We start from the raw sequence: 23,162 nt of genomic DNA, 5'->3' as shown, positions 1-23,162 counted from the left end.
CCAGCGAAGCTGCAATCACTCATCACTCACCACCAACCGCTGGTCATCCCTCACGGTCGCAGCGTGATTTCCGACGGCGTCGCGCTGAAGGATGACAGGCGGCCGAGGTAGCTCATGCCGAGCAGGCTGTGCGGCAGGCCACGTTCGACGACCAGGGCCTCGACCCGGTCCACGCGGGTGCCGGCGACGGCGACCGTTTCGAGGGCGACACGCGCGGCACGGACGGGGCCCGAGGCGGTGATGAGCGAGCCGGAAAAGTCGTCGGCCTTGAGCCGCAGGCCGAGACGGGCAGCGTCGGCCGGGGTCAGGATCACGACGCTGGCGCCGGTGTCGACCATGACCCGCACGGCCTTGCCGTCAATCAGGGCGTCGGCCCAGTAGTGACCGTCGGCGGCCTTCAGCACCCGGGCCGTCGCGCCGTGGGCCGGGGCATGGACGGCTGCGGGCGTGGCGGCAAAAGCCTGCCCGCGCGCGCCGGCATGGTTCAGCCACCAGGCGGTGGTCAGGGCCGAGGCCACGGCCAGGGCCATGATTCCCGCTGAGGAAACATCGAAACGCATGCGCAGTCCGTCGTGAACACGCCGCTTCTGCGGCACCTGTCCTGTCGCATACGGCGGTTGGGATGCGGTGAATGGGGATGGTTTGCGGGGGGTTAAGGGGGTGGCGAGTGATGAGTGGCTAGTGACTAGTGGTTAGTGATTAGTGGTTGCTGGATCGAATGCCGGCTGCAGCCGGACGTCTCCGGTGCCCGCCACTGCGAACCACCAATCAATAGCCACCAATCACCCCGCGCGCGCGGGCAGCGCCGCCATGATCGCGGCGCGTTCCGCATCGGTGAAACCGCCCCAGCCGCCGATCTCGGACAGGGTGCGCTTGCAGCCGAGGCAGAGGCTTGTGGCACCGTCGACGATGCAGACCTTGATGCACGGGGTGGCGATGCCGCGAGGCGGATCCTGGGGGGTCAGGGCTTCACTTGATGACATGGATGCGAAATATGCTCTGGTGACGGATTAAAATAAGTTGCAATTCCGGCGTCCCTGCGTTAGCTTGACCATGACGCGAAACGACTATGACGGTGAGACTCCCGAAAAGCACGACGTGTCTCTTTTCATCGCCAACGCGAAAGGAGACGCCCGATGAAAGATCGAGACCGCAACCTGCAGCATGCCATGATGTCCTTTGCCCTGCTGGGCGGGATGCTGGTGAATACCAAGAACGGCCACGGGGCCGGCGACCGCGTGGTCAGCCACCCGTCGAATTTCGTGCCCATCAGGCTTCGCAAGCGCGACTAGATCAAAGGCCGTCCGGAATCCGGCTCCGGAGTCGGGACTGCTGACATTGCGGCGAGACGCGGTGTGCGGCACATCGGGCGCATGACCCTGATCCGCCGAGACCGCCGCGACCACATCGAACTCTGGACCCTGGACCGGCCCGACCGGCTCAATGCCCTGCCCGACCTCGGGGACGGCGAGGCCTTTGCGGCGGCCTGTGAGGCGGTGAATGCGGACCAGGGCGTGCGCTGCGTGGTGCTGACCGGCGCCGGGCGGGCCTTCTCGGCCGGTGGCGATCTCAGGGCGATGAAGGACCGGCGCGACCTGTTCGCGGGATCGGGTGCCGAGATCCGGGAGGGTTACCGGCGTGTGGTGCACCGGATCGTGCGGTCGCTGTACGGGCTGGAGGTGCCGCTGATCGCGGCGGTGAACGGCCCGGCCATGGGGCTGGGTTGTGACATCGCGGGACTGGCGGACATCCGCATCGCCTCGGACACGGCCAGTTTCGGCGTGCCCTTCCTGAAGCTGGGCATTTTGCCTGGGGACGGCGGGGCCTGGCTGATGCCGCGCAACATCGGCTATGCGCGGGCTGCCGAAATGCTGTTCACCGCGCGGGTGCTGGACGCGAAGACGGCGATGGAGTGGGGGCTGGTCAGCCGGGTGGTCGCGCCGGAGCGGCTGATGGCTGAGGCGATGGAGATCGCGGCGGACGTCGCCTCCCGCGCGCCCCGGGCCCTGCGCATGACCAAGGCCCTGCTGCGTCAGGGCCGCGATGCGACCTTCGACCAGATCCTGGAGATGACCGCCTCGATGCAGGCGCTGGCGCACCTGACCGACGACCATCTGGAGGGGGTGACGGCGGCGCTGGAGAAGCGGGGGGCGGTGTTTGGGGGGACGTGAGGGGTGAGGGATTAGGGCTTAGGGATTAGGGCTTAGGGGAAGCGAGCGGGGCTGTGTTTACGGCCCGATCCACTCCTCCCTAATCCCTAATCCCTAATCCCTAATCCCTAATCCCTAAGCCCTAAGCCCTAAGCCCTAAGCCCCCGTCCCAGCCTTACCCCGCCTGGGCCGGAGCCTGCATGGCGCGGGCGGCGGGGACACCGGTCGAGGCCGGGCGGGGGGCGCCGGCGGTTTCGCCGGGCTTCATGAATTTCACCAGTACGCGCTGGCCGATCAGGAGCGGGGCGTCGCCTGCGCTGACGACGACCTCGACCACCCGCTCGTCCGAGCGCTGAGACGGGTCATCCGAGGCCAGTTTCCGGGCGCCGAAGACCGCGGCGCGGCGCAGGACGGCACCGACATAGACCTTGGTCGGATCGCCCTCGGGGGTGATCTCGACGGCCTGGCCGGTACTGATGTTCGGAATGTCGCTCTCGACGATCTCGGCGCGGGCAATCCGGGGCGCGTCAGGCTCGAGGTCGAACATGTTGGACACGTTCAGGGTCGAGGCACCGGCACCGGGGTTGGCGTAGCGGCGCACGATCCGGCCCGACTGGGGCGCGCGGATGACCGTGAGCTCGACATTGTAGGCGGCCTGGTCGCGACGGGCGCGGGCGGTCTGGACAGACGCCTGCTGGGAGGCGAGCCGGGCCTGGGCCGTGGCGATGGCGTCGCGGGCCTGATCCATGCGCGAGCCGGCGACGAAGTTGGACTCGACCAGGCGGGCGAGACGGTCGTGCTCGCGCTGGGCGGTGCGGATCTCGACCTGGATCAGACGCAGCTGGCTTTCGGCCTGGGCGACGTCGGCATTGGCGCTCTGCAGGGCCAGACGGGGCTCATCGTCTTCCTGGCGGGCGAGGATCTGGCCGGCGACGACACGGTCGCCTTCCTGCACCAGCACCTCACGCACAACGCCGCCGCGGCGGGCCGCAATCTGGATGATGCCGCCCTCGACATCGACCTTGCCGTTGGCGATGGCCGCATAGGGGCTCTCGACCCGATTGGCCTCAGTCTTCTCTGCCTCGGCCTTCTTCGCCTTGTCGGCGCTCTGCATATAGTTGAAGCCGACGACGATGGCGGCGATCAGCACCAGGCCGATCCAGAGCCATTTGTTCTTGAGGAAGGCGGGCATGACGGAGTTCCTGAGGCGGTTCAGTGCGACGCGAGCGTGGCGTCGGGATTGGGGGTCCGGCGTTCATCGGAGATGATGATGCCGTCTTCGATCTTGATGACGCGGTCGGCCCATTCCTCGAGGCGGGGATCGTGGGTCACGCAGATGACCGCAGCGCCGTGTTCGGTGGCGGCGCGGCGCAGCAGGCGGATCACGATCTGGCCGTTCTCGCCGTCGAGGGCGGAGGTCGGTTCGTCGGCAAACAGGATCTGCGGGTTCTTGGCCAGGCAGCGGGCGATGGCGACGCGCTGCTTCTCACCGCCGGACAGGGCCGAAGGCCGCTGGTTGAGGCGGTTGCCGAGGCCGACTTCCTTGAGGGTCGCCGTCGCCTGACGTTTGGCGTCGCCCTTGGACAGGCCCTGGAATTTCAGCACCACCTCGACCTGTTGCAGGGCGGTCAGGGCCGGGAAGAGGTTGAAGCCCTGGAAGATGAAGCCGCAGTGGTCGAGGCGGAATTTGTCGATCTTGCCCGACGAGAGCTTCCAGAGGTCATCGACATCGAGGGTGTCGACCCGGCCCTCCTCCGGGCGCAACAGGCCGGACAGGGCGGCGATCAGGGTCGACTTGCCGGAGCCGGACGGGCCCATGACCATGGTCAGGTCGCCGTGGCGGGCGTCGAAGTCTACGCCCTTCAGCACCTCGATAAAGGATTTGCCGGACTTGAACCGCTTGACCAGCCCCTTGGCCTCGATGGCGAAGTCGCCGTGCTTTCCGTGCGCCTTGGTATGAGCGGTCATCGCAGAAGATCCGCAGGCTGGCTGTTCTTGAGGATGCCGAGCGACAGCGCCCCGGACATGATGGCGATGGCCACCAGTCCGCCGCCGACGATGATCAGCAGGACCGGCGGCAGGGCGATGATCACCGCATTGGCGGCGGCAAACATCTGCACCAGAAAGGTCAGGCCGATGGCGGCGGCCACGCCGACGAGGCCGACCCAGAAGCTGAGCTCCATGACGATCCGGTTCAGCGACCCCATGCCGACACCGAGGGCCCGCAGCGAGGCGAACTCCTTGATATTGGCCATGATGGCGCCGCGCAGGGTCTGCCAGGTGATGGCCACGCCGATGATGGTGCCCAGCACCACACAGCCGCCGATGATGATGACGAGAATGCCTTCCTCGAACATGGCGCCGGCATTGGCGTCGGCCAGCTCCTGACGCGTCCAGGCCTTCCACTGGCCGTCACCGAGGGCGTTCAGCTGGGCCGCGACGGTATCGGCCTGGGTCGGGTCGCGCAGCTTGATCATCAGGGGGCCGACGCGCGGACCGGTGTCGGCCTGACCGAGCATCCGCAAGGTGTCCCGCGACATGACGATATTGGCCTGCATCATATTGGGATAGCCGCGGGTCACGCCGACCACGGTCACCGTCTGGCCGTTGTACAGGGCCTTGTCGCCGAGCTTGACGCCCAGTTTGGTCAGGGCCGTTTCATCGATCGCCACGGTGTAAGGCTGACGCAGGGCGTCGACCAGTTCGTCGGAATAGTCCGTCGGAATGGTGACCGCGCCCGGGGTGGTGTCGATGATGCTGGCCTGGACGAATTCCTGCTTCGGCGCACCCTGCCGGGCCCGCTCGGCCTGGGACATGGTCGGGTCGACGTTCTTGACCGACTGGAAGGAGCCGCCGGCACCGTCGAGCGGCTGGACCTCGACCACCTGCGGATTGCGGTAGGCCAGGGGAATGAAGCGGCGCGGCACGCCCGAGGGGCCGCCCATCAGGCTGGTCGCACCGGGCTGCATGATGATGATGTCGGCGCTGGACCGCTCGATCGTCGCGGTGAACCCCTTGCCGATGCCGATGAAGACACCGGTCATGGCGAGCACGAGCAGACCCGACAGGGCCAGGGCCATGACGGCGGCCATATAGCGCCGCCACTCATAGAGGAGGGTTGAAAGTGCAAGCGACATGGAAACGGAAAGACCCCTGACGTTGACCGCTATCTGACGATGCAAGGCAGCGGGGCCAAGTTAAATCGGGTTAAGGCGATCACCGTTACGGATTTGTAAGACCGGAAGCGTCGCGATGGACGAAAACCATTCATCGTGTCTATGCAGGGAGCAACGATCGGCGACCCCCGCCGACACCCCCGGGAGAATTCGCAGAATGATGCTTCGCTCGCTCCGCGCCGCCGTGTCGGCGACCGCCTCGATCGCCGCCGTCGCCGGCTTTCTGGCCGTGATGGCCACGCCCTCCACCGCCCGCGCCGATGAGGGCATGTGGACGTTCGACAATTTCCCGATCCAGACGGTGAACGACAAATACGGCACCCGGATCGACCAGGCCTGGCTGGACCGGGTCCGCAACGCCGCCGTCCGCATCCAGGGCTGCTCGGCCTCGTTCGTTTCGGATCAGGGCCTGATCCTGACCAACTGGCACTGTGTCGTCGGCTGCGTGCAGGAGCTGTCCTCGCCCGAGCAGGACTATGTGAAGAACGGCTTCCTGACGGCCAACCGCGAGGAAGAGAAGCGCTGCCCGGGCCAGACCGCCGAGGTTCTGGTCGACATCGTCGATGTGACCGACCGGGTGCTGGCGGCCGGCGCCGGGCTTGAGGGCGCGGCCTTCAATGCGGCCCGCACCGCCGAGACCAATGCGATCCAGACCGAGGCCTGCGCCGGTGATCCGAAATTCAACTGTCAGGTCATCAGCTTCTACCGGGGCGGCCGCTACGCCCTGTACAAATTCCGCCGCTATGACGACGTCCGGCTGGTGTTCGCCCCCGAGAACCAGGCGGCCTTCTTCGGTGGGGACCCGGACAATTTCAACTTCCCGCGCTACGCCCTCGATGCCGGCTTCCTGCGCGCCTATGAGGACGGCCGTCCGGTCGAGAGCCCCGGCTTCCTGCGCTGGAACCCGAACGCCCCGGCGGAAGGCGACCCCGTCTTCGTCGCCGGCAACCCCGGCTCGACTTCGCGCCTGCTGACGATGAGCCAGCTGGAGCGGCTGCGCGACCAGCAGCTGCCGCTGACGCTGATCCAGAACTCGGAACTGCGCGGCCGCCTGCTGGAGTATTCGCTGACCGGCGATGAAGCCAAGCGGCTGTCGTTCGACCCGATCTTCGGCCTCGAGAACAGCTTCAAGGCGCAGTACGGCCAGCATCAGGCCCTGCTGGACCCGGCCTTCCTCGGCGCGCGGCGTGACGCCGAGACCGAGCTGCGCGCCCGTGTGGCCGCCGACCCGGCCCTGGTGCAGCGGATCGGTGACCCCTGGGCGGACCTGGAGCGGGTGCAGGCGACGGCGCGTGAGCTGTTCCTGCCGGCCCGCCAGCTGGACCAGGCCGCCGGCGGCGGTTCGACCCTGTACCAGATGGCCCGCGCCATGGTGCGGGCGTCGAAGAACCCGGCGATGACCGAGGCGCAGCGCGCGCGCATGATCGCCGCCGTCGGGACCGAGACGCCGATCGCCATGGAGATGGAGGAAATCCGTCTGCGCTACTGGCTGTCCAAGACCCGCGAATATCTGACGGTCGACCATCCCGACGTGAAGGCCCTGCTGGGCCGCGAAAGCCCCGAGGCCCTGGCCGACCGGCTGATCTCGACGACCCGGATGGGTGACGCCGCCTTCCGCGCCGAGGCCGCCGCCATGACCACGGAACAGATGGCCGCCGCCGATCCCCTGCTGGCCTTCATCATCGCCAATGACGCCGCCGCCGCGGCGATCAGCGCGCGCTGGTCAGCCGAGGTCAACGCACCGACCGCCCGCGCGGCCGAAAAGGTCGCCCAGGCCCGGTTCGCGGTCTATGGCACCAACCAGTATCCGGACGCGACCTTCAGCCTGCGCCTGTCCTATGGCCGGGTCGAGGGCTGGAGCTATCGCGGCGTCACCGTGCCGGCCTTCACCTATATGGGCGGCCTGTATGAGCGGGCGACGGGTGCCGAGCCGTTCAATGCGGCCCAGGCCTTCCTCGACAACCAGAGCCGGGTCAACACGGGGACGGTCTATAATTTCTCCTCGACCAACGACATCATCGGCGGCAACTCGGGCTCGCCCGTGATCAACGCCGCCGGCGAGGTCATCGGTGCGGCCTTCGACGGCAACATACACTCGCTGGGCGGTGCCTATGGCTATGACGGCACGCTGAACCGGACGGTATCGGTGTCGACGGCAGCGATCACCGAGGCACTGCGCAACATCTATCCGAGCCCGAACCTGCTGGAAGAGCTGGGGGTGGAATAGTCCTGTCTCCTCCCTGTTGGCGAAGCCAATGGGGAGGGGGACCACGAAGTGGTGGAGGGGCTGGTTCCTCATCCGCGCTTCGTGCGTTAGCCTGAAATCCTGAGCCAATCGGAGGGGTCAGCGCGCGAGCGTCGACCCCTCCACCACTTCGTGGTCCCCCTCCCCATCGCGGGCGATGGGGAGGAGACAAGAACATGCGCCTCACCCCTGCCCTCGCCGCTGCCCTGCTGACCCTCGCCGCCGGTTCTTCGGCGAAGGCGGAGGAAGGCATGTGGACCTTCGACAACTTCCCCATCGCCCGGGCCAACGCCACCCTGGGGACGAACATCGACCAGGCGTGGCTGGACCGGGTGCGGTTGAGCTCGGTGCGGTTTGCGGGCTGTTCGGCGGGAATCGTCTCGGCCGAGGGGCTGGTGATGACCAACAACCACTGCGTCGCCACCTGTGTGGCCAATCTGTCGACCCAGGCGGTCAACTATGCCGAGACCGGCTTTACCCCGCGGACCCGCGAGGAAGAGCGCAAATGTCCGGGCGGGACGGCGGAGATCCTGACCGACATCTCGGACGTCACCGAACGCATGCGTGCGGCGGGTGCCGGGCTGGAAGGCCAGGCCTTTACCCGCGCGCGCGACGCCGAGGCGGGCCGGATCGAGCAGGAGACCTGTGCCGGTGACGCGGCCCGGCGCTGTCAGGTGGTCAGCCTGTACCGGGGCGGCCAGTTCAAACTCTATACCTACAAACGCTACACCGATGTGCGGCTGGCCTGGGCCCCGGAAGACCGGGCCGCGACCTTCGGCGGCGATCTGGACAATTTCAGCTTCCCCCGCTTCGCCATCGATGCGGCCTTCATCCGCCTGTACGAGAATGACGCCCCGGCCGCGACGCCGACCCATTTCAAGTGGAACGCCTCGCAGCCGGTCGAGGGCACGCCGGTGTTCGTCTCGGGCAGCCCGGGCGCGACCCAGCGGCTGCTGACCCAGGACCAGCTGTTCACCATCCGCGACGTGGTCCTGCCGATGGACCAGCTGCTGGCGTCGGAGCTGCGCGGGCGGCTGATCCGGTTCGCGGCCGAGAGCGAGGAGAACGCCTTCATCGCCATGGACCCGATCGTGGGCCTGGAGAACACCTACAAGCGCGGTCTGGGGCGGATGCGGGCCCTGGTCGATCCGGCCTTTATGGCAAGGCGGGCCGAGGGCGAGGCGGACTTCCGGCGGCGCGTGGCGGCCGACGCAGCCCTGACCGCGCGTGTCGGCAATCCCTGGGCCGATCTGGCGGCGGTGCAGCCGCTCCAGCGCGAACTCTATCCGGCCTATGCGATGCTCGAGACCCAGGCCGGCGGCGGCTCGCAGCTGTTCAGCTGGGCCCGGACGCTGGTGCGCGGGGCGCAGGAGCGGGCGAAACCGTCGGCCGAGCGCCTGCCCGAGTTCGCTGACAGCCGGCTGGCCGCCGTCCAGTCCGGCCTGTTCGCCGAACGACCGGTCTATCCGGCGCTGGATCAGGTCCGGATGGAATGGTGGCTGTCCAAGACCCGGGAATGGCTGACGGTCGACGATCCGCGCGTGCGCGTCCTGCTGGGTCCGGAGTCGCCGGAGGCCAAGTCGGTGCGGCTGACCGCGGGCACGACGCTGGGCGACCCGGCCGTGCGGCGGGCCCTGTGGGAGGGCGGCATGGACGCTATCCTGGCCTCGACCGATCCGATGATCGTGTTCGCCCGGGCCATGCAGGACAACAGCCGCGCCGTCCGTTCGGACTGGGAAGCGCGCGTGCAGGCGCCGACCGATCGCGCCTCAGAACGCCTCGCCGCCGCGCGGTTCGCGGCCTATGGCGACGCCGTCTATCCGGATGCGACCGGCACCCTGCGGCTGACCTATGGCCGGATCGAGGGCACGGACGTGCCCGGTCAGCGGTTCGGCCCCTTCACCACCTTCGACGGCCTGTGGGACCGGGCCACGGGCTCGGCCCCGTTCGATGTGGCTCCGAAGCTGCTGTCCGCGCGCGAGCGGATCGACGGCGATACGGTGCTGAACATGGCGGTGTCGTCCGACACCATCGGCGGCTCGTCCGGCTCGCCGGTGGTCAATGCGGCGGGCGAGATCGTGGGGGCCAATTTCGACTCCACCGTCCTGACCCAGCGCAATGCCTATGGCTATGACATCAACGTCAACCGCTCGGTGATCGTGACCACCGGGGCGGTGACGGTCGCGCTGCGGGATGTGTACGGGATGGACGGGCTGGTGCGGGAGTTGGGGGTTCGGTGAGGGCTTGGGGCTTGGGGCTTGGGGCTTGGGGCTTGGGGCTTAGGGCTTAGGGCTTAGGGCGGTAGCAGGTGCCACAACCCAATCCCCAAAGCCTAAGACCTAAGACCTAAGACCTACGCCCTAAGCCCTAAGCCCTAAGCCCTAGATCTGGCTCATCTTCTGCCGGGCCTTGGAGAAATACTGCCAGCCGGTCCAGACGGTGACGATGGCGGCGATCCAGATCAGGACGTAGGCGAAGGTCTGGAAATGGGGCTGCCATTCCAGCGGCAGGCCGAAGCCGTCCCACAGCAGCACCAGTTGCAGGGCCCCGAGGGCCACGATCTGCAGGACCGTCTTCCATTTGGCCAGCAGGGTGACGGGCAGTTTGACCTTGCCGGCGACGGTCTCGCGCAGGGCCGAGACGGCGAACTCGCGGAACATGATCAGGCCGCAGGGGATGGCGATCTGCGGCAGGGCCCCCCAGGCCAGGACGCCGAGGATGGCCCCGGTGATCAGCACCTTGTCGGCGATCGGATCCAGGATGGCGCCCCAGCGGGTGGTCGAATGCCAGCGCCGGGCGAGGAAGCCGTCGACCCAGTCGGTCGAGGCCGCGACGATGTAGATGATGAAGGCCGTGCGCCCGAACCGGAACTGGTCGTCCGGGCTCAGATAGTCGGACATGAAGGGAACGCCCTGGGGCGCCGCCCCCGCCAGGATCAGGAACATGATCACCCCGGCGACCAGCCGCAGGCCGGTGAGGATGTTGGGAATGGGGTTGGCGTGGGGATTGGGGGTCATGGGGCGCTCCGATACCTCAGGAGCGATCTGCCACGCTTCGCGCCCCGAAGCGAGCCGTCCGGTCTCGCGGACCTATTCCATGACCTCGAACCGGCCAGGACCCTCCAGGGACCGCAGGACCCCGTCGGCGATGCCGAAATGAAGCCCGCTGAGGGCCAGGGTGCCCGCGGCCTCGCGCTCGGCGATCCATGGAAAGGTGCGCAGGTTCTGCAGCGACAGGCGAACCACCGCCTCTTCCGCAACCTGTTCGACCTCTTCGGGCGGGCAGGCCTCACAGACGCGGCGAACGACCGGCGCCCCCTGCTGCACCCAGGGCGCGACAAAGTCCTGGCAGTCCGCCGGAGCCCCGCTGAGCATGGCGGCGACCCCGCCGCAGCGGGCATGGCCCATGACCATGATGCGCCGGACGTTGAGCACCTTGACCCCGAATTCCAGCGCCGCCGAGACGCCGTGCAGGAGGCCGTCGGGCTCATAGGGCGGGACCAGATTGGCGACGTTGCGGACAACGAACAGCTGGCCGGGGGCGGCGTCGAAGATCAGGGCCGGGTCGGCACGGCTGTCCGAGCAGGCGACGACGAGGGTGTGGGGCCTCTGACCGTCAGCGGCGAGCGCCTCGTACTGGGCCTTGGCCTCGGGCCAGTGGCTGTCGCGAAAGCGGCGATAACCGGAGAGCAGGGCGACGCGGGAATGTTGGGGCATGGGGTCGGTATAGGCATTCCCGTCGCCGCTGGGGAGAGGGACTGCGCGGCAGACAGGCCGACTTGACGGTCCGGTGTCCGGTGCCGCTCTTCCGCAGATGTATCGTCAGGAAGAGGGACGGAAAAACCCGTAGATCCGTTCCGCCAGCGGCTGGTTGATGCCGTCGACCTTCATCAGATCAGCCACGGACGCGCGGCCGACGCCCTTGGCCGAGCCGAAGGCGTGGAGCAGGGCCTTCTTGCGGCCGGGGCCGACGCCCTCGATCTCGTCGAGCGGATTGCGCTTGATGTCCATCGAGCGCCGCCGGGCGTGGGCCCCGTTGGCGAAGCGGTGGGCCTCGTCGCGCAGGCGCTGGATGTAATACAGGGCCGGCGACTTGAGCGGCAGCATGAAGGGCGGCCGGCCCGGCATGAAGAAATGCTCCTTGCCGGCATCGCGATCCGGCCCCTTGGCCACGCCGACCGCGAGGATATCGTCCAGCCCCAGATCGGCCAGCACGGCCAGCACCTCGGCCAGCTGGCCCGCGCCGCCGTCGATCAGCAGCAGGTCGGGGCGGACCACCTCTTCCCCCGCATCCTCGTCCTTCACCAGACGACCGAAGCGGCGGCGCATGACCTCGCGCATCATGCCGTAGTCGTCGCCGGGGGTCAGGTCCTCGCCGCGGATGTTGAACTTGCGGTACTGCGACTTCTGGAAGCCCTCGGGCCCGGCCACGACCATGCCGCCGACGGCATTGGTGCCCTGGATGTGGGCATTGTCATAGATTTCGATCCGCTCGGGCCGGCTGTCGAGGCCGAAGGCCTCGCAGACCTCATCGAGGATTTTGCCCTGGGCCGACCCCTCCGCCATCTTGCGGCCCAGGGCCTCGCGGGCATTGGTCAGGGCGTGGTCGACGAGGGCGGCCTTGTCGCCGCGCAGGGGCCGGGCGATCTCGACCTTGCGGCCCCCTTTTTCATTGGCGACTTTCATGGAGAAGGCCTCTTCCAGCAGTTCCAGCTCATGCGGCCGGACGTTGGACAGGATCAGGCGCGGAACCGGCCTGTCCTCATAGAATTGGCCGAGGAAGGCGGCGAGGATTTCGGGATCGGTGTCCGTTCGGTCGACGCGCGGGAAATAGGCCCGGCCGCCCCAGTTCTGGCCGCCGCGATAGAAGAAGACCTGGACACAGGCCTGGCCGCCCTCGCTGAACAGGGCGAAGACATCGGCCTCGGCCACGCCGTCGGCGCTGACGGAGTTTTCCATGGAGATGGCCGACAGGGCGCGGATGCGGTCGCGGACGCGGGCGGCCTGTTCATAGTCCATGGCCTCGGCGGCGGCGCTCATCTCGTCGGACAGGCGGGCGATCACGGCGCGCGACTTGCCCTTCAGAAAGGCCGAGGCCTCATCGACCAGGCCGGCATAGTCCTCGAGCGAGATCAGGCCGGTACAGGGGGCCGAGCAGCGCTTGATCTGGTGCAGCATGCAGGGCCGGGTGCGGCTTTCATAGACGCTGTCGGAGCACGACCGCAGCAGGAATGCCTTCTGCAGGGTGTTCAGGGTCCGGTTCACCGCCCAGGTCGAGGCGAAGGGGCCGAAATAGTCGCCGGGCGTGGTGTGGGCCCCGCGGTGCTTGCGGACCTGGGGCGCGCGGTGGTCCTTGCGGATCATCAGTTCGGCAAAGGATTTGTCGTCGCGCAGCACGACGTTGAAGCGCGGCTTCAGCTGTTTGATGAAGCTGGATTCGAGCAGCAGGGCCTCGGTCTCGGAGGCGGTGATGACCAGCTCCATCGACCGGGTCAGGGAGACCATCAGGCCGATGCGCTGGGTGTGGAACCGGCCCTGGGCATATTGCAGGATGCGCTTTTTGATCGACTTCGCCTTGCCGACATAGAGGCAGGTCCCGTCCTCGCCATACATGCGGTAGACGCCCGGCTTGTCCGGGGCGCGGCGCGCCTCGTCGCGGATCAGGTCGGCGGCCTGAAGTGTCGGCTCTGCGGGAATCAGCTCCTCGGTCATCCAGATCAATATAGGCGCGTCTCATCCCGGTCGCGAAGGCGGGCGGGCCATCTGCGGAGGATTTGTGATCCCGGCCGAACCCCGGCGAAAGCCGGGGGAAGAGCCGGGACGGCGTGCCCTCATCCTCCGGGCCCTCCCGGAAATCGCAACGCGATTGTCCGGGAGAAGGGTTGCCGCCGCAGTGTGTCCCGACCTGTCTCCCGGATAGCGGCTGTCGCCGCTTCCGGGAGGAAGGTGTCCATGTACCGGGCGTCCCGGATCACCGCTGCGCGGTGTCCGGGATGACAAGGCGTGCGGATTGGTTCGACAGGTCCGCCCTAGAAGCGGCGGACCATAAGGACACCGGCCAGAACCAGGGCGATGCCGGCGAGGCGGCCCAGGCTGATCGGGTGCTGCGGCGTGCCGAAGGCTCCGAAATGGTCGAGGATCAGGCCGATCAGCAGCTGGCCGGCGACCATCAGGGTGATGGTCAGGGCGACGCCGAGGCGCGGCACGCCCCAGGCCGCCGCCACGACGAAGATCGCGCCATAGAGGCCGCCGACCCAGGCATACCAGGGCAGGCCCCGCGCCGCCGCGACATCGGGCTTGGCCTGCAGGATCACGGCGAGGATGCCCAGCGCCGCCGTGCCGACGGCGAAGGAGACGAAGGCGGCGTTCACCGGCGAACCGACGGCGCCCATCATCTTGGCATTGGTCGGGGCCTGAAGCGCGGTGGCCCCGCCTGCGAGGACGACGGCGATCATGGCGAAGAGGTTGGGGTTCATGGGGTCTGGCTACCAGCTTGTCGCGGTGTCCGCACCGCTGAAGATTTCCCCCAGCCGGTCCCGCGTCGCGCGGTGCATGTCCTCCGGCAGGGCCTGCGGGTCGAACCAGCCGATAGCCGCGATCTCGCCGTGGCTGGTGCGGTCGGTCAGGCGGGCGGCACCCCAAGGCTTCTGGATGGCGGGTTAACGGTGGAATGCGCTCCAAAGGGCGCAACACCCTGCTGCCCAGGTCGCCGGTCATACCTTGCGAACAGTTGACTCGGGACTTTGTTGTTTGCCGCGCGCGAGACGCCGATCAACCAATACAATCAGAAAGCCTATCGCCGTGAAAGCGGCGGCGATAATCGCAAGGTTAAACAGCACACCACTCCAGCCGAGCATGTCTACGTTCATAAAGAAATAGGGATAGCGTAACGCCGAGACTGGCTCGAATTCGGCGCGCGCAAGACTGTAGGCTGAATAAGCAAGCGGGTATAACGCCCAGACCAGCGGCGCATGCCAACGCAGCCTTCCGTGGGGCGCATAGATCAGCCACCATAGCGGTACTGCGACCGGAGCAATGTGGTGGTGCAAGCTGTCTCCAAGGAAAGTCCACCAGTTGAGTTGCGGGATTTGCCCCAGAACCAAGTTGAAAATGATGCCGACGAGCAGGATCGCAAGCATCACAGCACCGATCAGAAGCGCAGACACCCGCTCTGCCCCTCTAACCGCAATGGATCCGAATACGATTACAATCAGCAGGTTAGTCGTAATTGTAAAGGGACGCAGCATCTGCCACAGCGCTTCGACCAGGCCCCTTCCGTCCTCAAGCAAAAGCTGTAGCGGCGGGATGATGCCGATTAAGGAGCCCGCCGCGATAAAGCCGGCAAACAGGCGACCGTAGCGCTCGTCTTGTATAGAATGTTTCATCGTCACTCCATTGGACCGGGCAACGCGGTTCAGGTGAAAACGGGTAGCTGTCAACGTGAAAACCAACTCACGCGACAGGGTGCAGTCCTTCGGGACTTTGCTGCATCGCCTGCCTGGCACCTGACGAAGGCGGCATTCACCGGCGAGCCCGCGGCGGTCATCATCTTCGCACTGGTCGGAGCCTGCAGGGCCGTGGCGGCCTCGCCGATGACGACGGCGATCATGGCGAGCAGGGTCGGGTTCATGGGGTCTGGCTACCAGTCTGTCATGCCGGCCGCGCCGGAGAAAATCTCCCCCAGCCGGTCCCGCGTCGCGCGGTGCGTGTCCTCCGGCAGGGCCTGCGGGTCGAACCAGCCGACCGCGGCGATCTCGCCGTGGCTGGCGCGGTCGGTCATCGAGAAGCGGTCGATGCGGTAGACCAGCACATGGTCGCCGCGGAAGAAGCGTTCGTTGGAATGGACGCTGACCAGGGTCGGGCGGCCCTCGATGATTAGACCGGCCTCCTCGCGCAGCTCGCGGATCAGCGCCTCCTCGCAGGTCTGGCCGCGCTCGACGCCGCCGCCGGGCAGCCACCAGCCGTGGAGATAGGTGTGTTTGACCAGCAGGACGCGGCCGGCGGAATCGATCGCCACGCCGCGCACGCCGAGGGTCATGCCGCGGCTGATCCGCGACCAGGCGAAGAACAGGGGGCGGGTGAAGGGCTCGATCCGGGTGCGCCATGTCGTCATGGGGCGACGATAGGGCCTCGCGCCGCCTTGAACAGCAGGGCGCAGGGCTTTATTGCGGGCGCGCTAAAGGAGCGTTTCCATGCTGGCCCTCTATATCATCCTCGGCTTTGTCGCCGTTCTTGCCGTCATCAATGTCGTCGAGTTCGGCCGGGTTGACTGACGTCTCCGCCAGCCGTGGTGCTGCCCTTGTCACCGGCGGGGCCAAGCGCATCGGCCGGGCGATCTGTCTTGAGCTGGCCGCCGCCGGTTTCGACCTGGCGATCCACCATCGCGAATCGGGCGACGAGGCCGCGCAGCTGGCGGACGGGATCCGGGCCCTCGGCCGACGCGCCGTCTGCCTGTCGGCCGACCTCGCAGACGCCGAAGCGACCGGGGCCCTGGTCGGCCGGGCCGTCGCGGCGCTGGGGCCGCTGTCGGTGCTGGTCAACAATGCCTCGCTGTTCGCCGATGACCGGCTGGACACCCTGACCGGCGAGAGCTGGGCCGCGCATATGGACGTCAATCTGCGCGCACCGGTGCTGCTGGCCCAGGCGTTTGCGGCCCAGGCGGCCGAGGGCGCGTCCATCATCAATATTCTGGACCAGCGGGTGCTGAAGCCCGATCCGCGCTTCTTTTCCTACGGCCTGTCGAAGTCGGCGCTGTGGGTCGCGACCCGGACCATGGCCCAGGCGCTGGCCCCGCGTATCCGCGTCAACGGCGTCGGGCCCGGACCGGTCCTGCCGTCGGTGCATCAGACCGCCGAGACCTTCGCCGCCGAGGCCGCAGCCGTGCCCATGGGGCGGCCCGGCAGTCCGGAGGCGATCGCCCGGACCGTGCTCTGGCTGGTCGACGCGGACCTGGTGACCGGACAGATGATCGCCGTCGACGGGGGCCAGCACCTGGCCTGGCAGACCCCGGACATTGTGGAGTAGGCCTTGACCGTATCGCCCCTGCCCTTTCCCGCGGCACCTGTTTCCGGGGACGCCCCGCGCCGCGAGGCCCTGACCGTGTTCGTGCGGGGCCTGAAGGTCGAGGCGGGAATCGGGGTGCACGCCCATGAACAGGGTCGGCTGCAGACCCTGGTCATCGATGTGACGCTGGAGCTCGGCCCGATGCCGGTCGAGCGGCTGGCGGACACGATCAACTATGAGACCGTGGCCTCTGCGGCCCGTGCCATCGTGGCCGAGGGCCATGTCGGACTTGTGGAGACCTTTGCCGAACGGCTGGCCGTGGCGTGTCTGGACGATGGCCGGGTGCGGCGCTGCACCGTGCGGATCGAAAAGCCGGGTGCTCTGGAGGCCGCCGCCGCCGCCGGCTGCGAGCTGGTGCTGGCGCGCTGACGCATTGCCCCCGACGGTTGCGCCAAAGGCGAGGCGCGGTCATTACTGGGGCCGGACTTAAGGATATCCGATGGCCGAACCCGGCGATCTTCCCCCCGCGGACGCCCCCCTGGTCGACCAGGCGGACGTCCATGATGACGACCTGATCGGCTTCGCCACACCAGCGTCGCTGCAGGGGCGACTGCGTCATGAGCCTGAGCCCGAGCCGGAGCCGGAGCCCGAACCGGAGCCTGAGCCCGAGCCGGAACCGGAACCCGGGGACAAGCCCTTGCCGCCGGAGCCCGGCCCGGTCGAGGCCGGCACCCTCTTCACCCCTTCAAGCGAATTTCCGATGCGAAAGCGCCGCCGGGACGCAGCCCCGGCCATCCCCGGCGGAGGCCTGGGCCTGTTCGCCGTCTATGCCCTGATCCTGCTCGCTGTGCCGACCGTGGGCGTGTCAGCGGCGATCGCCCTGTTCGCTGTGACCGGGCGGGACGAGCCGGACGACGACCTTTCGGCGTCGCATTTCATCTACCAGAGACGCACCCTGTGGGCGGCAGCGGTGGTGGCTGTTGCGGGGGTGATCCTGCTGGCGGCGCCGTTTGCACTGGGGGTGCCGATCCTGTTCGCCCTGGCGATCTGGATACTGGCGCGCGGCGCTTCGGGTGTCTGGGCCCTGAAGTCCGGCCGGGAGATTACCGATCCGCTCGGCTGGTGGATCTGACGGCGGGACGCCATGGCCGATGCCCCGCGAGAACCCCGTTTCGCCCCCGGCCATGAGTCCGAAGGCAAGCCGGCGGCCCTGATCGCCTGGGGCCTGTACATCCTGTCCCTGCCCAGCGCCAACCTGCTGGTCATCGTCGGCCTGATCGTCGCCTATGCCGGGCGCAGCGGCTCGGACGGCCTGTCACGAGCCCATATCGACGCCCAGATCCGACTGTTCTGGTCGGTGTTCTGGTGGACCCTCCTGCTGTGGACCGGCATCGGGGCCTGGCTTGTGTCGATCTTCATCGCGCCGGTGATGGGCCTGATCCTGGCCCCGGTCGCCGTGCTGCTGGGACTCAGCCTGCTGTTGCTGACTGTCTGGTTCACGATCAGGAGCCTGATCGGCCTGTTCCGGCTGCTCGGCGACAAGGCCCCCTGACGCCTCTTTCCGCCTGAGGCGGGGTGGCGATCAGGCCGCCTCGCCGCGGGCCTCGAACCGCGCCCCGGCTTCGCGCACGGCGTCCACCGCGCGGTCCAGCACCTCGAGACCGGCACCGACCCCGATGGACTCCACCGTCAGGATGCGGCGGAAGGCGCGGGCTCCGGGGCGGCCGTGCATCAGGCCGAGCATGTGCCGGGTCATGGCCGGCAGGGCGACGCCCTCTTCCAGCCGCGCAGCCAGATAGGGGCGATAGCGGTCGAGGGCGGCGAAGGCGTCGACATCGGGGGTCGCGGCCCCGAACAGGCGGCGGTCGGCCTGACCGAGAAGCGCCGGCTCATGATAGGCGGCACGGCCCATCATGACTCCGTCCAGCTGAACCCCGTCGCTGTCATCCAGATGGGCCTCGGCCTCGTCCAGCGAGGTGATGCCGCCGTTGATCGAGATGGACAGATGGGGCCTTTCACGCTTGAGCCGGCGCACGAGGCCATAGTCCAGCGGCGGCACATCCCGGTTCTCCCTGGGCGACAGGCCTTGCAGCCAGGCCTTGCGGGCGTGGACGATGAAGACCTCGATCCCGACGGCGGCGCAGGCGTCCACGGTGGCGAACAGCGAGACCTGCGGGTCCTGGTCATCGACGCCGATCCGGCATTTGACGGTGGCGGGGACCGATACGGCCGCCTTGATGGCCGCCATACAGTCCGCGACCAGCTGCGGCTCGCGCATCAGGCAGGCGCCGAACCGGCCCGACTGGACCCGGTCGGAGGGGCAGCCGACGTTCAGATTGATCTCGTCATAGCCGAAGGCCTCGCCGATCCGCGCCGCCTCGGCCAGCTGGTCCGGGTCGGAGCCGCCGATCTGCAGGGCCACCGGATGTTCGAGCGCGTCGAACCCCAGAAGCCGCTCCCGGTCGCCGTTCACCACCGCCGGGGCGGTGACCATCTCGGTATAGAGCAGGGCCTCGGCCGTCAGGGCGCGATGGAACGCCCGGCAATGCCGGTCGGTCCAGTCCATCATGGGCGCGATCGAGAGACGGCGGTTCATCGGGCCGCGTCCTTACACCGAAGCGGGGGCGGACGCGACCGTCAGGTCCCGACCTTGTCCCGCCCGTCCTCACCGTCCAGCACCCCGGCGGCCTCGTCGTTGAGGGCCTGGCCCTCGCGGCGGGGTTTGACGTAGGGCGCGGGCTGGGGCGTGACGGCGTTGCCGCGCATCAGGGCGCGTCCGGCCTGGGCACCACCGGACAGCTGCAGGGTGAAGCGCTCCTCGTCGCGGCGGCGAACCTCCTCGATGGTTTCGCGCGCTTCGGCGTCGGAGAAGCCGAGATCGATCAGCACCTGATGGCCGAACACCAGGGCGCTCTCGAAGGTTTCGCGCAGCTGGTATTCGACACCGGCCTTGACCAGCCGGATGGAATGCCCGCGGTCATAGGCGCGGACGAACAACCTGGTCAGGGGGAACTCGGCCTTGACCAGTTCGACGATATGGTCGGCCACCTCGGGCTTGTCGACGCAGACGAGTATGGTTTCGGCGCGGTCAGCTCCGGATGCCCGCAGCACGTCCAGTCGCGACCCGTCGCCATAATAGACCTTGAAGCCGAAATTGCCGGCGGCCCGGATCATTTCGACGTCATGGTCGATGATGGAGACGTCGATGTCGCGGGTCAGCAGGGGTTGGGAGACGACCTGGGCAAAGCGGCCGAAGCCGATGATCAGGACCCGCTCGCGCAGGTCGGCGGCGTGGTCGATGCCGTCCATCGAGACCGCCTCCTTCGGGCGCAACCGGTCGGCCAGCATGACCCGGAGCGGGGTCAGGACCATGGACAGGATGACGACCGCGGCGAGGATGGCGGCGGTGCGGGCGTCGAACAGACCGGCGGCGAAGGCCGTCGAATAGAGAACGAAGGCGAACTCGCCGCCCTCACCCATCAGGGCCGCGCGCAACAGGCCCTCGCCGTGCGTCTGCCGGATGCGGGCGACGGCATAGACCGCGATCATCTTGGCGGACATGAAGGCGGCCAGCCCGCCCAGCACCCAGGCCCAGTCGGCGACCACCACCCGAAGGTCCAGCGACATGCCGACGCTGAGGAAGAACAGGCCCAGCAACAGGCCGCGGAAGGGTTCGACATCGGCCTCAAGCTGATGACGGAAGGTCGATTCCGAGAGCAACACCCCGGCGAGGAAGGCCCCCATGGCCATGGACAGACCGCCGAGATCCATGGCCCAGGCGGCGCCGAGCACGACCAGAAGGGCGCCCATGGTCATGACCTCGCGGCCGCCGTAGCGGGCCAGCAGGCGGAAGAAGGGATTCACGACCCAGCGGCCGGCGACATAGACCAGGGCCACCGCCGCGACGGCGAGGCCGACGGTCATCCAGATTGGATGGCCGGTCTCGACCGAAGCGCCGTAGGTTCCGGCCAGCACCGCCACCAGCGCCAGCAGCGGCACGATGGCGAGGTCCTCGAACAGCAGGATGGAGACGACGCGCTGACCGGGTGGGTCAGCGTTCTCGTTCCGCTCCTGCAGCAGTTGCATGACGATGGCGGTGGACGAGAGGGCAAAGCCGAAGCCGGCGATCAGCGCGGCATACCAGGCCAGTCCGGCCAGCAGGGCGATCCCTGTGAGCAGCAGGGCGCAGGCCAGCACCTGCACCGCGCCGAGGCCGAAGATTTCCCGGCGCAGGCTCCACAGGCGGGCGGGCCGCATCTCAAGACCGATGATGAACAGGAACATGACGACGCCGAGTTCGGCGACGTGCAGGACGGATTCAGGATCGCTGACGACGCCCAGCCCCGACGGCCCGACCAAGAGGCCGGCGGCCAGATAGCCGAGCACGGCGCCGAGGCCGAAGCGGCGGAACAGGGTGGCGGCGATGACCATGGCCGCCAGCAGCGCCACCACGTGGCCCAGACCCATGCTGGTCGTCTCGTGCATCTGCGTCCCCTGCGGCGGCTCTGGATAGTGGGGGGTGATGCCCGGATGCGCCACCCCCGGCTCAACGATCAACCATCGGACTTCGTCAGAAAACGCGCGCCACAGTTTCGCCCGAAGCGGAGATGTCTCATGGTCCCGGCACAACCCCGGGAAAACCATTCAATGTCCGAACATCCGTTGAAACCCGCTCTTGTCGGCCTGCTGAGCCTGGCCCTCGCGGCACCCATGGCCCCCCTGCCGGTCATGGCCCAGGAGGGCCGGGCCATTGACCCCGACAAGCCCTCGGACGGTGTGGTATCGCCCGCCGCCTGTCGGGTGTTCGGCTTCGACCTGCCGGAGGACCGCGGGGCGGCGACCTATGCTGCGCGCAGCGGCGGTGTGCCTCCCACGCCGCCGCCGCCCCCGTCGGCGCCACCGCCGCCGCCACCACCGCCACCGGCACAGGCACCGGCGTTGGTACTCCCTGCGCCGCCCGTCATCCTGCCTTCGACCGCTGTGAACGAAGTGGCCGTGACCGGTTCCCGCGTCACGCCAGATGCGAGCAGATACCCCCCGAGCGTCCCCGCCCTTTCCACCCCCCAGGTTCCGGGCGTCCCCGCGACCCCCGATACCGAACGCTATCCCGACGCCACGCCCAACCCGGTACGCCGCGTGGCCGATGAGCCGGTTTCGACCTTTTCGATCGACGTCGACACGGCCAGCTATGCCAATGTGCGGCGCTTCATTGACGAGGGCCGCGCGCCCCCGGCCGACGCGGTGCGGGTCGAGGAGCTGATCAACTATTTCGACTACGGCTATGCGCGGCCGACCTCGGCGACGCAGCCATTCGCCATCACTACCGCGGTGACGGAATCACCCTGGGGGCCGGGACGGCAGATCGTCCATGTCGCGCTGCAGGGCTATGAACTGCCCGAGGCAGAACGCCGGCCGCTGAACCTGACCTTCCTGGTCGATGTCTCGGGCTCGATGGGCAGCCCCGACAAGCTGGCCCTGGCCCAGAAGTCGATGAACCTGATCATCGACCGGCTGCGGCCGCAGGACACGGTGGCGGTGACCTACTATGCCGAGGGGGCGGGCACACGGCTGGCCCCGACACCGGGCGACCGGAAGCTGAAGCTGCGCTGCGCCGTGGCCAGCCTGTATGCCTCGGGCGGCACGGCGGGCGCGACGGGCATGACCAATGCCTATGACCAGGCCCAGGCCAATTTCGCCCGCGACCGGGTCAACCGGATCCTGATGTTCACCGACGGCGACTTCAATGTCGGCGTCACGGACGACATGCGGCTGGAAGACTATGTCGCGGCCAAGCGGGAAACCGGCATCTATCTGTCGGTCTATGGCTTCGGGCGCGGCAACTATCAGGACAGCCGGATGCAGACGATCGCCCAGGCCGGCAACGGCACAGCGGCCTATGTCGACGACCTGAACGAGGCGCGGCGGCTGTTCGGTCCGGCGTTTGACCGGGGGGCCTTCCCCATCGCCGACGACGTCAAGATCCAGGTCGAGTTCAATCCGGCCCGGGTCAGCGAATACCGGCTGATCGGCTATGAGACCAGGCTGCTGAGCGAGGCCGATTTCAACAACGACCGCGTCGATGCCGGCGAGGTCGGATCAGGGGCCTCGGTGACCGCCCTGTATGAGATCACCCCGGTGGGTGGGCCGAGCCAGATGGGCGAGCGCCGCTATCCCGAGAACCGTAACAGCCTGGGCGTCGGGGGCGGCGACCCGGACGGCGAGGTCGGCTTTGTGCAGGTCCGCTTCAAACTGCCGGGCGAACGGGACTCACAGCTGATGCAAAGGGTGGTGTCCAACGCGGGCGGCGACCGGGTTTCGGCCCAGCCGCCGGAAAGCACCCGCTGGGCCATCGCGGTGGCGGCCTTCGGTCAGAAGTTGCGCGGTGACCCCTGGCTGGGCGACGGCTTTGACTGGGACGCGGTGCTGGAACAGGCCCAGGGCGCGCGGGGGGACGATCCTTACGGAGAGCGGGCGGAGTTCGTGCAGATGGTGCGGGCGGCGCAGGGATTGCCGGCGCGGGCGGCGCCCTGACCTGATTCCTTCTCCCGCTGGGAGAAGGTGGCGCGCAGCGCCGGATGTGGGTCGGCTG

At 68.0% G+C, this 23,162-nt stretch carries 23 protein-coding genes; 9 read left to right on the top strand and 14 right to left on the bottom strand.

Annotated features, from left to right (window positions below; genetic code table 11):
• Positions 1-50 precede the first annotated feature (50 nt).
• Positions 51-560, bottom strand: a complete 510-nt coding sequence (locus Q0053_RS00570; RefSeq protein ID WP_298094545.1) for a TIGR02281 family clan AA aspartic protease — start codon at positions 558-560, stop codon at positions 51-53.
• Between the two features lie 222 nt (positions 561-782).
• Entirely contained in the window at positions 783-983 is a 201-nt protein-coding gene (locus tag Q0053_RS00565) for a DUF1289 domain-containing protein (RefSeq protein WP_298094544.1), read from the bottom strand.
• Positions 984-1,136: 153 nt separating this feature from the next.
• Here Q0053_RS00565 and Q0053_RS00560 point away from each other — a divergent pair, with 153 nt between their 5' ends.
• Together Q0053_RS00560 and Q0053_RS00555 are read left to right on the top strand one after the other, a co-directional pair.
• Positions 1,137-1,292 carry a hypothetical protein gene (locus tag Q0053_RS00560; protein ID WP_298094542.1) on the top strand — a complete coding sequence of 52 codons (156 nt, stop codon included), beginning with the start codon at positions 1,137-1,139 and terminating at the stop codon, positions 1,290-1,292.
• Positions 1,293-1,373: 81 nt separating this feature from the next.
• On the top strand, positions 1,374-2,171 hold the full coding sequence (locus tag Q0053_RS00555; protein ID WP_298094539.1) for a crotonase/enoyl-CoA hydratase family protein: 798 nt from the start codon (positions 1,374-1,376) through the stop codon (positions 2,169-2,171).
• 154 nt (positions 2,172-2,325) lie between these two features.
• On the opposite strand, the gene Q0053_RS00550 is transcribed toward Q0053_RS00555, so the two are convergent.
• Genes Q0053_RS00550 through Q0053_RS00540 form a run of 3 tightly spaced genes read right to left on the bottom strand, consistent with a single transcriptional unit; the run spans position 2,326 to position 5,287 of the window.
• Positions 2,326-3,342 (bottom strand): HlyD family efflux transporter periplasmic adaptor subunit, encoded by a 1,017-nt coding sequence (locus tag Q0053_RS00550; RefSeq protein WP_298094535.1) that lies wholly within the window; start codon positions 3,340-3,342, stop codon positions 2,326-2,328.
• A gap of 20 nt (positions 3,343-3,362) precedes the next feature.
• Entirely contained in the window at positions 3,363-4,118 is a 756-nt protein-coding gene (locus tag Q0053_RS00545) for an ABC transporter ATP-binding protein (RefSeq protein WP_298094532.1), read from the bottom strand.
• Positions 4,115-5,287: an ABC transporter permease gene (locus tag Q0053_RS00540; RefSeq protein ID WP_298094529.1), complete on the bottom strand. Its 1,173-nt coding sequence runs from the start codon at positions 5,285-5,287 to the stop codon at positions 4,115-4,117. The genes Q0053_RS00545 and Q0053_RS00540 overlap by 4 nt, the downstream gene beginning before the upstream one ends.
• A gap of 199 nt (positions 5,288-5,486) precedes the next feature.
• Between Q0053_RS00540 and Q0053_RS00535 the strand changes: the two genes are divergently transcribed.
• Positions 5,487-7,553: a S46 family peptidase gene (locus Q0053_RS00535; protein ID WP_367276665.1), complete on the top strand. Its 2,067-nt coding sequence runs from the start codon at positions 5,487-5,489 to the stop codon at positions 7,551-7,553.
• A 194-nt stretch (positions 7,554-7,747) separates the two neighbouring features.
• A complete protein-coding gene (locus Q0053_RS00530; protein WP_298094524.1) occupies positions 7,748-9,811 on the top strand; it encodes a S46 family peptidase in 2,064 nt (687 codons plus the stop codon).
• Between the two features lie 141 nt (positions 9,812-9,952).
• On the opposite strand, the gene pgsA is transcribed toward Q0053_RS00530, so the two are convergent.
• The 7 genes from pgsA to Q0053_RS00495 all read right to left on the bottom strand — a co-directional run bounded on the left by pgsA (position 9,953) and on the right by Q0053_RS00495 (position 15,683).
• Positions 9,953-10,588 carry a CDP-diacylglycerol--glycerol-3-phosphate 3-phosphatidyltransferase gene (pgsA, locus tag Q0053_RS00525; RefSeq protein WP_298094522.1) on the bottom strand — a complete coding sequence of 212 codons (636 nt, stop codon included), beginning with the start codon at positions 10,586-10,588 and terminating at the stop codon, positions 9,953-9,955.
• A gap of 72 nt (positions 10,589-10,660) precedes the next feature.
• Positions 10,661-11,287 (bottom strand): carbonic anhydrase, encoded by a 627-nt coding sequence (locus Q0053_RS00520; RefSeq protein WP_298094519.1) that lies wholly within the window; start codon positions 11,285-11,287, stop codon positions 10,661-10,663.
• 105 nt (positions 11,288-11,392) lie between these two features.
• On the bottom strand, positions 11,393-13,282 hold the full coding sequence (uvrC, locus tag Q0053_RS00515; RefSeq protein ID WP_298094629.1) for an excinuclease ABC subunit UvrC: 1,890 nt from the start codon (positions 13,280-13,282) through the stop codon (positions 11,393-11,395).
• Between the two features lie 317 nt (positions 13,283-13,599).
• Complete coding sequence (locus Q0053_RS00510; protein ID WP_298094517.1) at positions 13,600-14,046, bottom strand: DMT family transporter; 447 nt, start codon at positions 14,044-14,046, stop codon at positions 13,600-13,602.
• 237 nt (positions 14,047-14,283) lie between these two features.
• The gene (locus tag Q0053_RS00505) at positions 14,284-14,955 is read right to left on the bottom strand and encodes a Pr6Pr family membrane protein (RefSeq protein ID WP_298094514.1); all 672 of its coding nucleotides are present in this window, start codon (positions 14,953-14,955) and stop codon (positions 14,284-14,286) included.
• 50 nt (positions 14,956-15,005) lie between these two features.
• Positions 15,006-15,200, bottom strand: coding sequence for a hypothetical protein (locus Q0053_RS00500; RefSeq protein WP_298094512.1), 195 nt, complete (start codon positions 15,198-15,200; stop codon positions 15,006-15,008).
• Between the two features lie 9 nt (positions 15,201-15,209).
• The gene (locus tag Q0053_RS00495) at positions 15,210-15,683 is read right to left on the bottom strand and encodes an NUDIX domain-containing protein (protein ID WP_298094509.1); all 474 of its coding nucleotides are present in this window, start codon (positions 15,681-15,683) and stop codon (positions 15,210-15,212) included.
• A gap of 152 nt (positions 15,684-15,835) precedes the next feature.
• Between Q0053_RS00495 and Q0053_RS00490 the strand changes: the two genes are divergently transcribed.
• The 4 genes from Q0053_RS00490 to Q0053_RS00475 all read left to right on the top strand — a co-directional run bounded on the left by Q0053_RS00490 (position 15,836) and on the right by Q0053_RS00475 (position 18,125).
• The gene (locus Q0053_RS00490) at positions 15,836-16,594 is read left to right on the top strand and encodes an SDR family oxidoreductase (protein WP_298094507.1); all 759 of its coding nucleotides are present in this window, start codon (positions 15,836-15,838) and stop codon (positions 16,592-16,594) included.
• 18 nt (positions 16,595-16,612) lie between these two features.
• A complete protein-coding gene (folB, locus tag Q0053_RS00485; RefSeq protein ID WP_298094626.1) occupies positions 16,613-17,002 on the top strand; it encodes a dihydroneopterin aldolase in 390 nt (129 codons plus the stop codon).
• A 70-nt stretch (positions 17,003-17,072) separates the two neighbouring features.
• Positions 17,073-17,705 (top strand): hypothetical protein, encoded by a 633-nt coding sequence (locus Q0053_RS00480; RefSeq protein ID WP_298094505.1) that lies wholly within the window; start codon positions 17,073-17,075, stop codon positions 17,703-17,705.
• A 12-nt stretch (positions 17,706-17,717) separates the two neighbouring features.
• Positions 17,718-18,125 (top strand): hypothetical protein, encoded by a 408-nt coding sequence (locus Q0053_RS00475; protein ID WP_298094504.1) that lies wholly within the window; start codon positions 17,718-17,720, stop codon positions 18,123-18,125.
• A 30-nt stretch (positions 18,126-18,155) separates the two neighbouring features.
• Here Q0053_RS00475 and dusA read toward each other — a convergent pair whose 3' ends face one another.
• Both dusA and Q0053_RS00465 read right to left on the bottom strand, forming a co-directional pair.
• Positions 18,156-19,169, bottom strand: coding sequence for a tRNA dihydrouridine(20/20a) synthase DusA (gene dusA / locus Q0053_RS00470; protein WP_298094502.1), 1,014 nt, complete (start codon positions 19,167-19,169; stop codon positions 18,156-18,158).
• A 41-nt stretch (positions 19,170-19,210) separates the two neighbouring features.
• Positions 19,211-21,058 (bottom strand): monovalent cation:proton antiporter-2 (CPA2) family protein, encoded by a 1,848-nt coding sequence (locus tag Q0053_RS00465; protein ID WP_298094500.1) that lies wholly within the window; start codon positions 21,056-21,058, stop codon positions 19,211-19,213.
• Between the two features lie 177 nt (positions 21,059-21,235).
• Between Q0053_RS00465 and Q0053_RS00460 the strand changes: the two genes are divergently transcribed.
• On the top strand, positions 21,236-23,104 hold the full coding sequence (locus tag Q0053_RS00460) for a von Willebrand factor type A domain-containing protein (protein ID WP_367276664.1): 1,869 nt from the start codon (positions 21,236-21,238) through the stop codon (positions 23,102-23,104).
• The last annotated feature ends 58 nt before the right edge of the window (positions 23,105-23,162 follow it).

The sequence above is a fragment of the Brevundimonas sp. genome (assembly GCF_027487935.1).
Classification (GTDB): domain Bacteria; phylum Pseudomonadota; class Alphaproteobacteria; order Caulobacterales; family Caulobacteraceae; genus Brevundimonas.
This window is presented reverse-complemented; position numbering and strand designations above follow the sequence as displayed.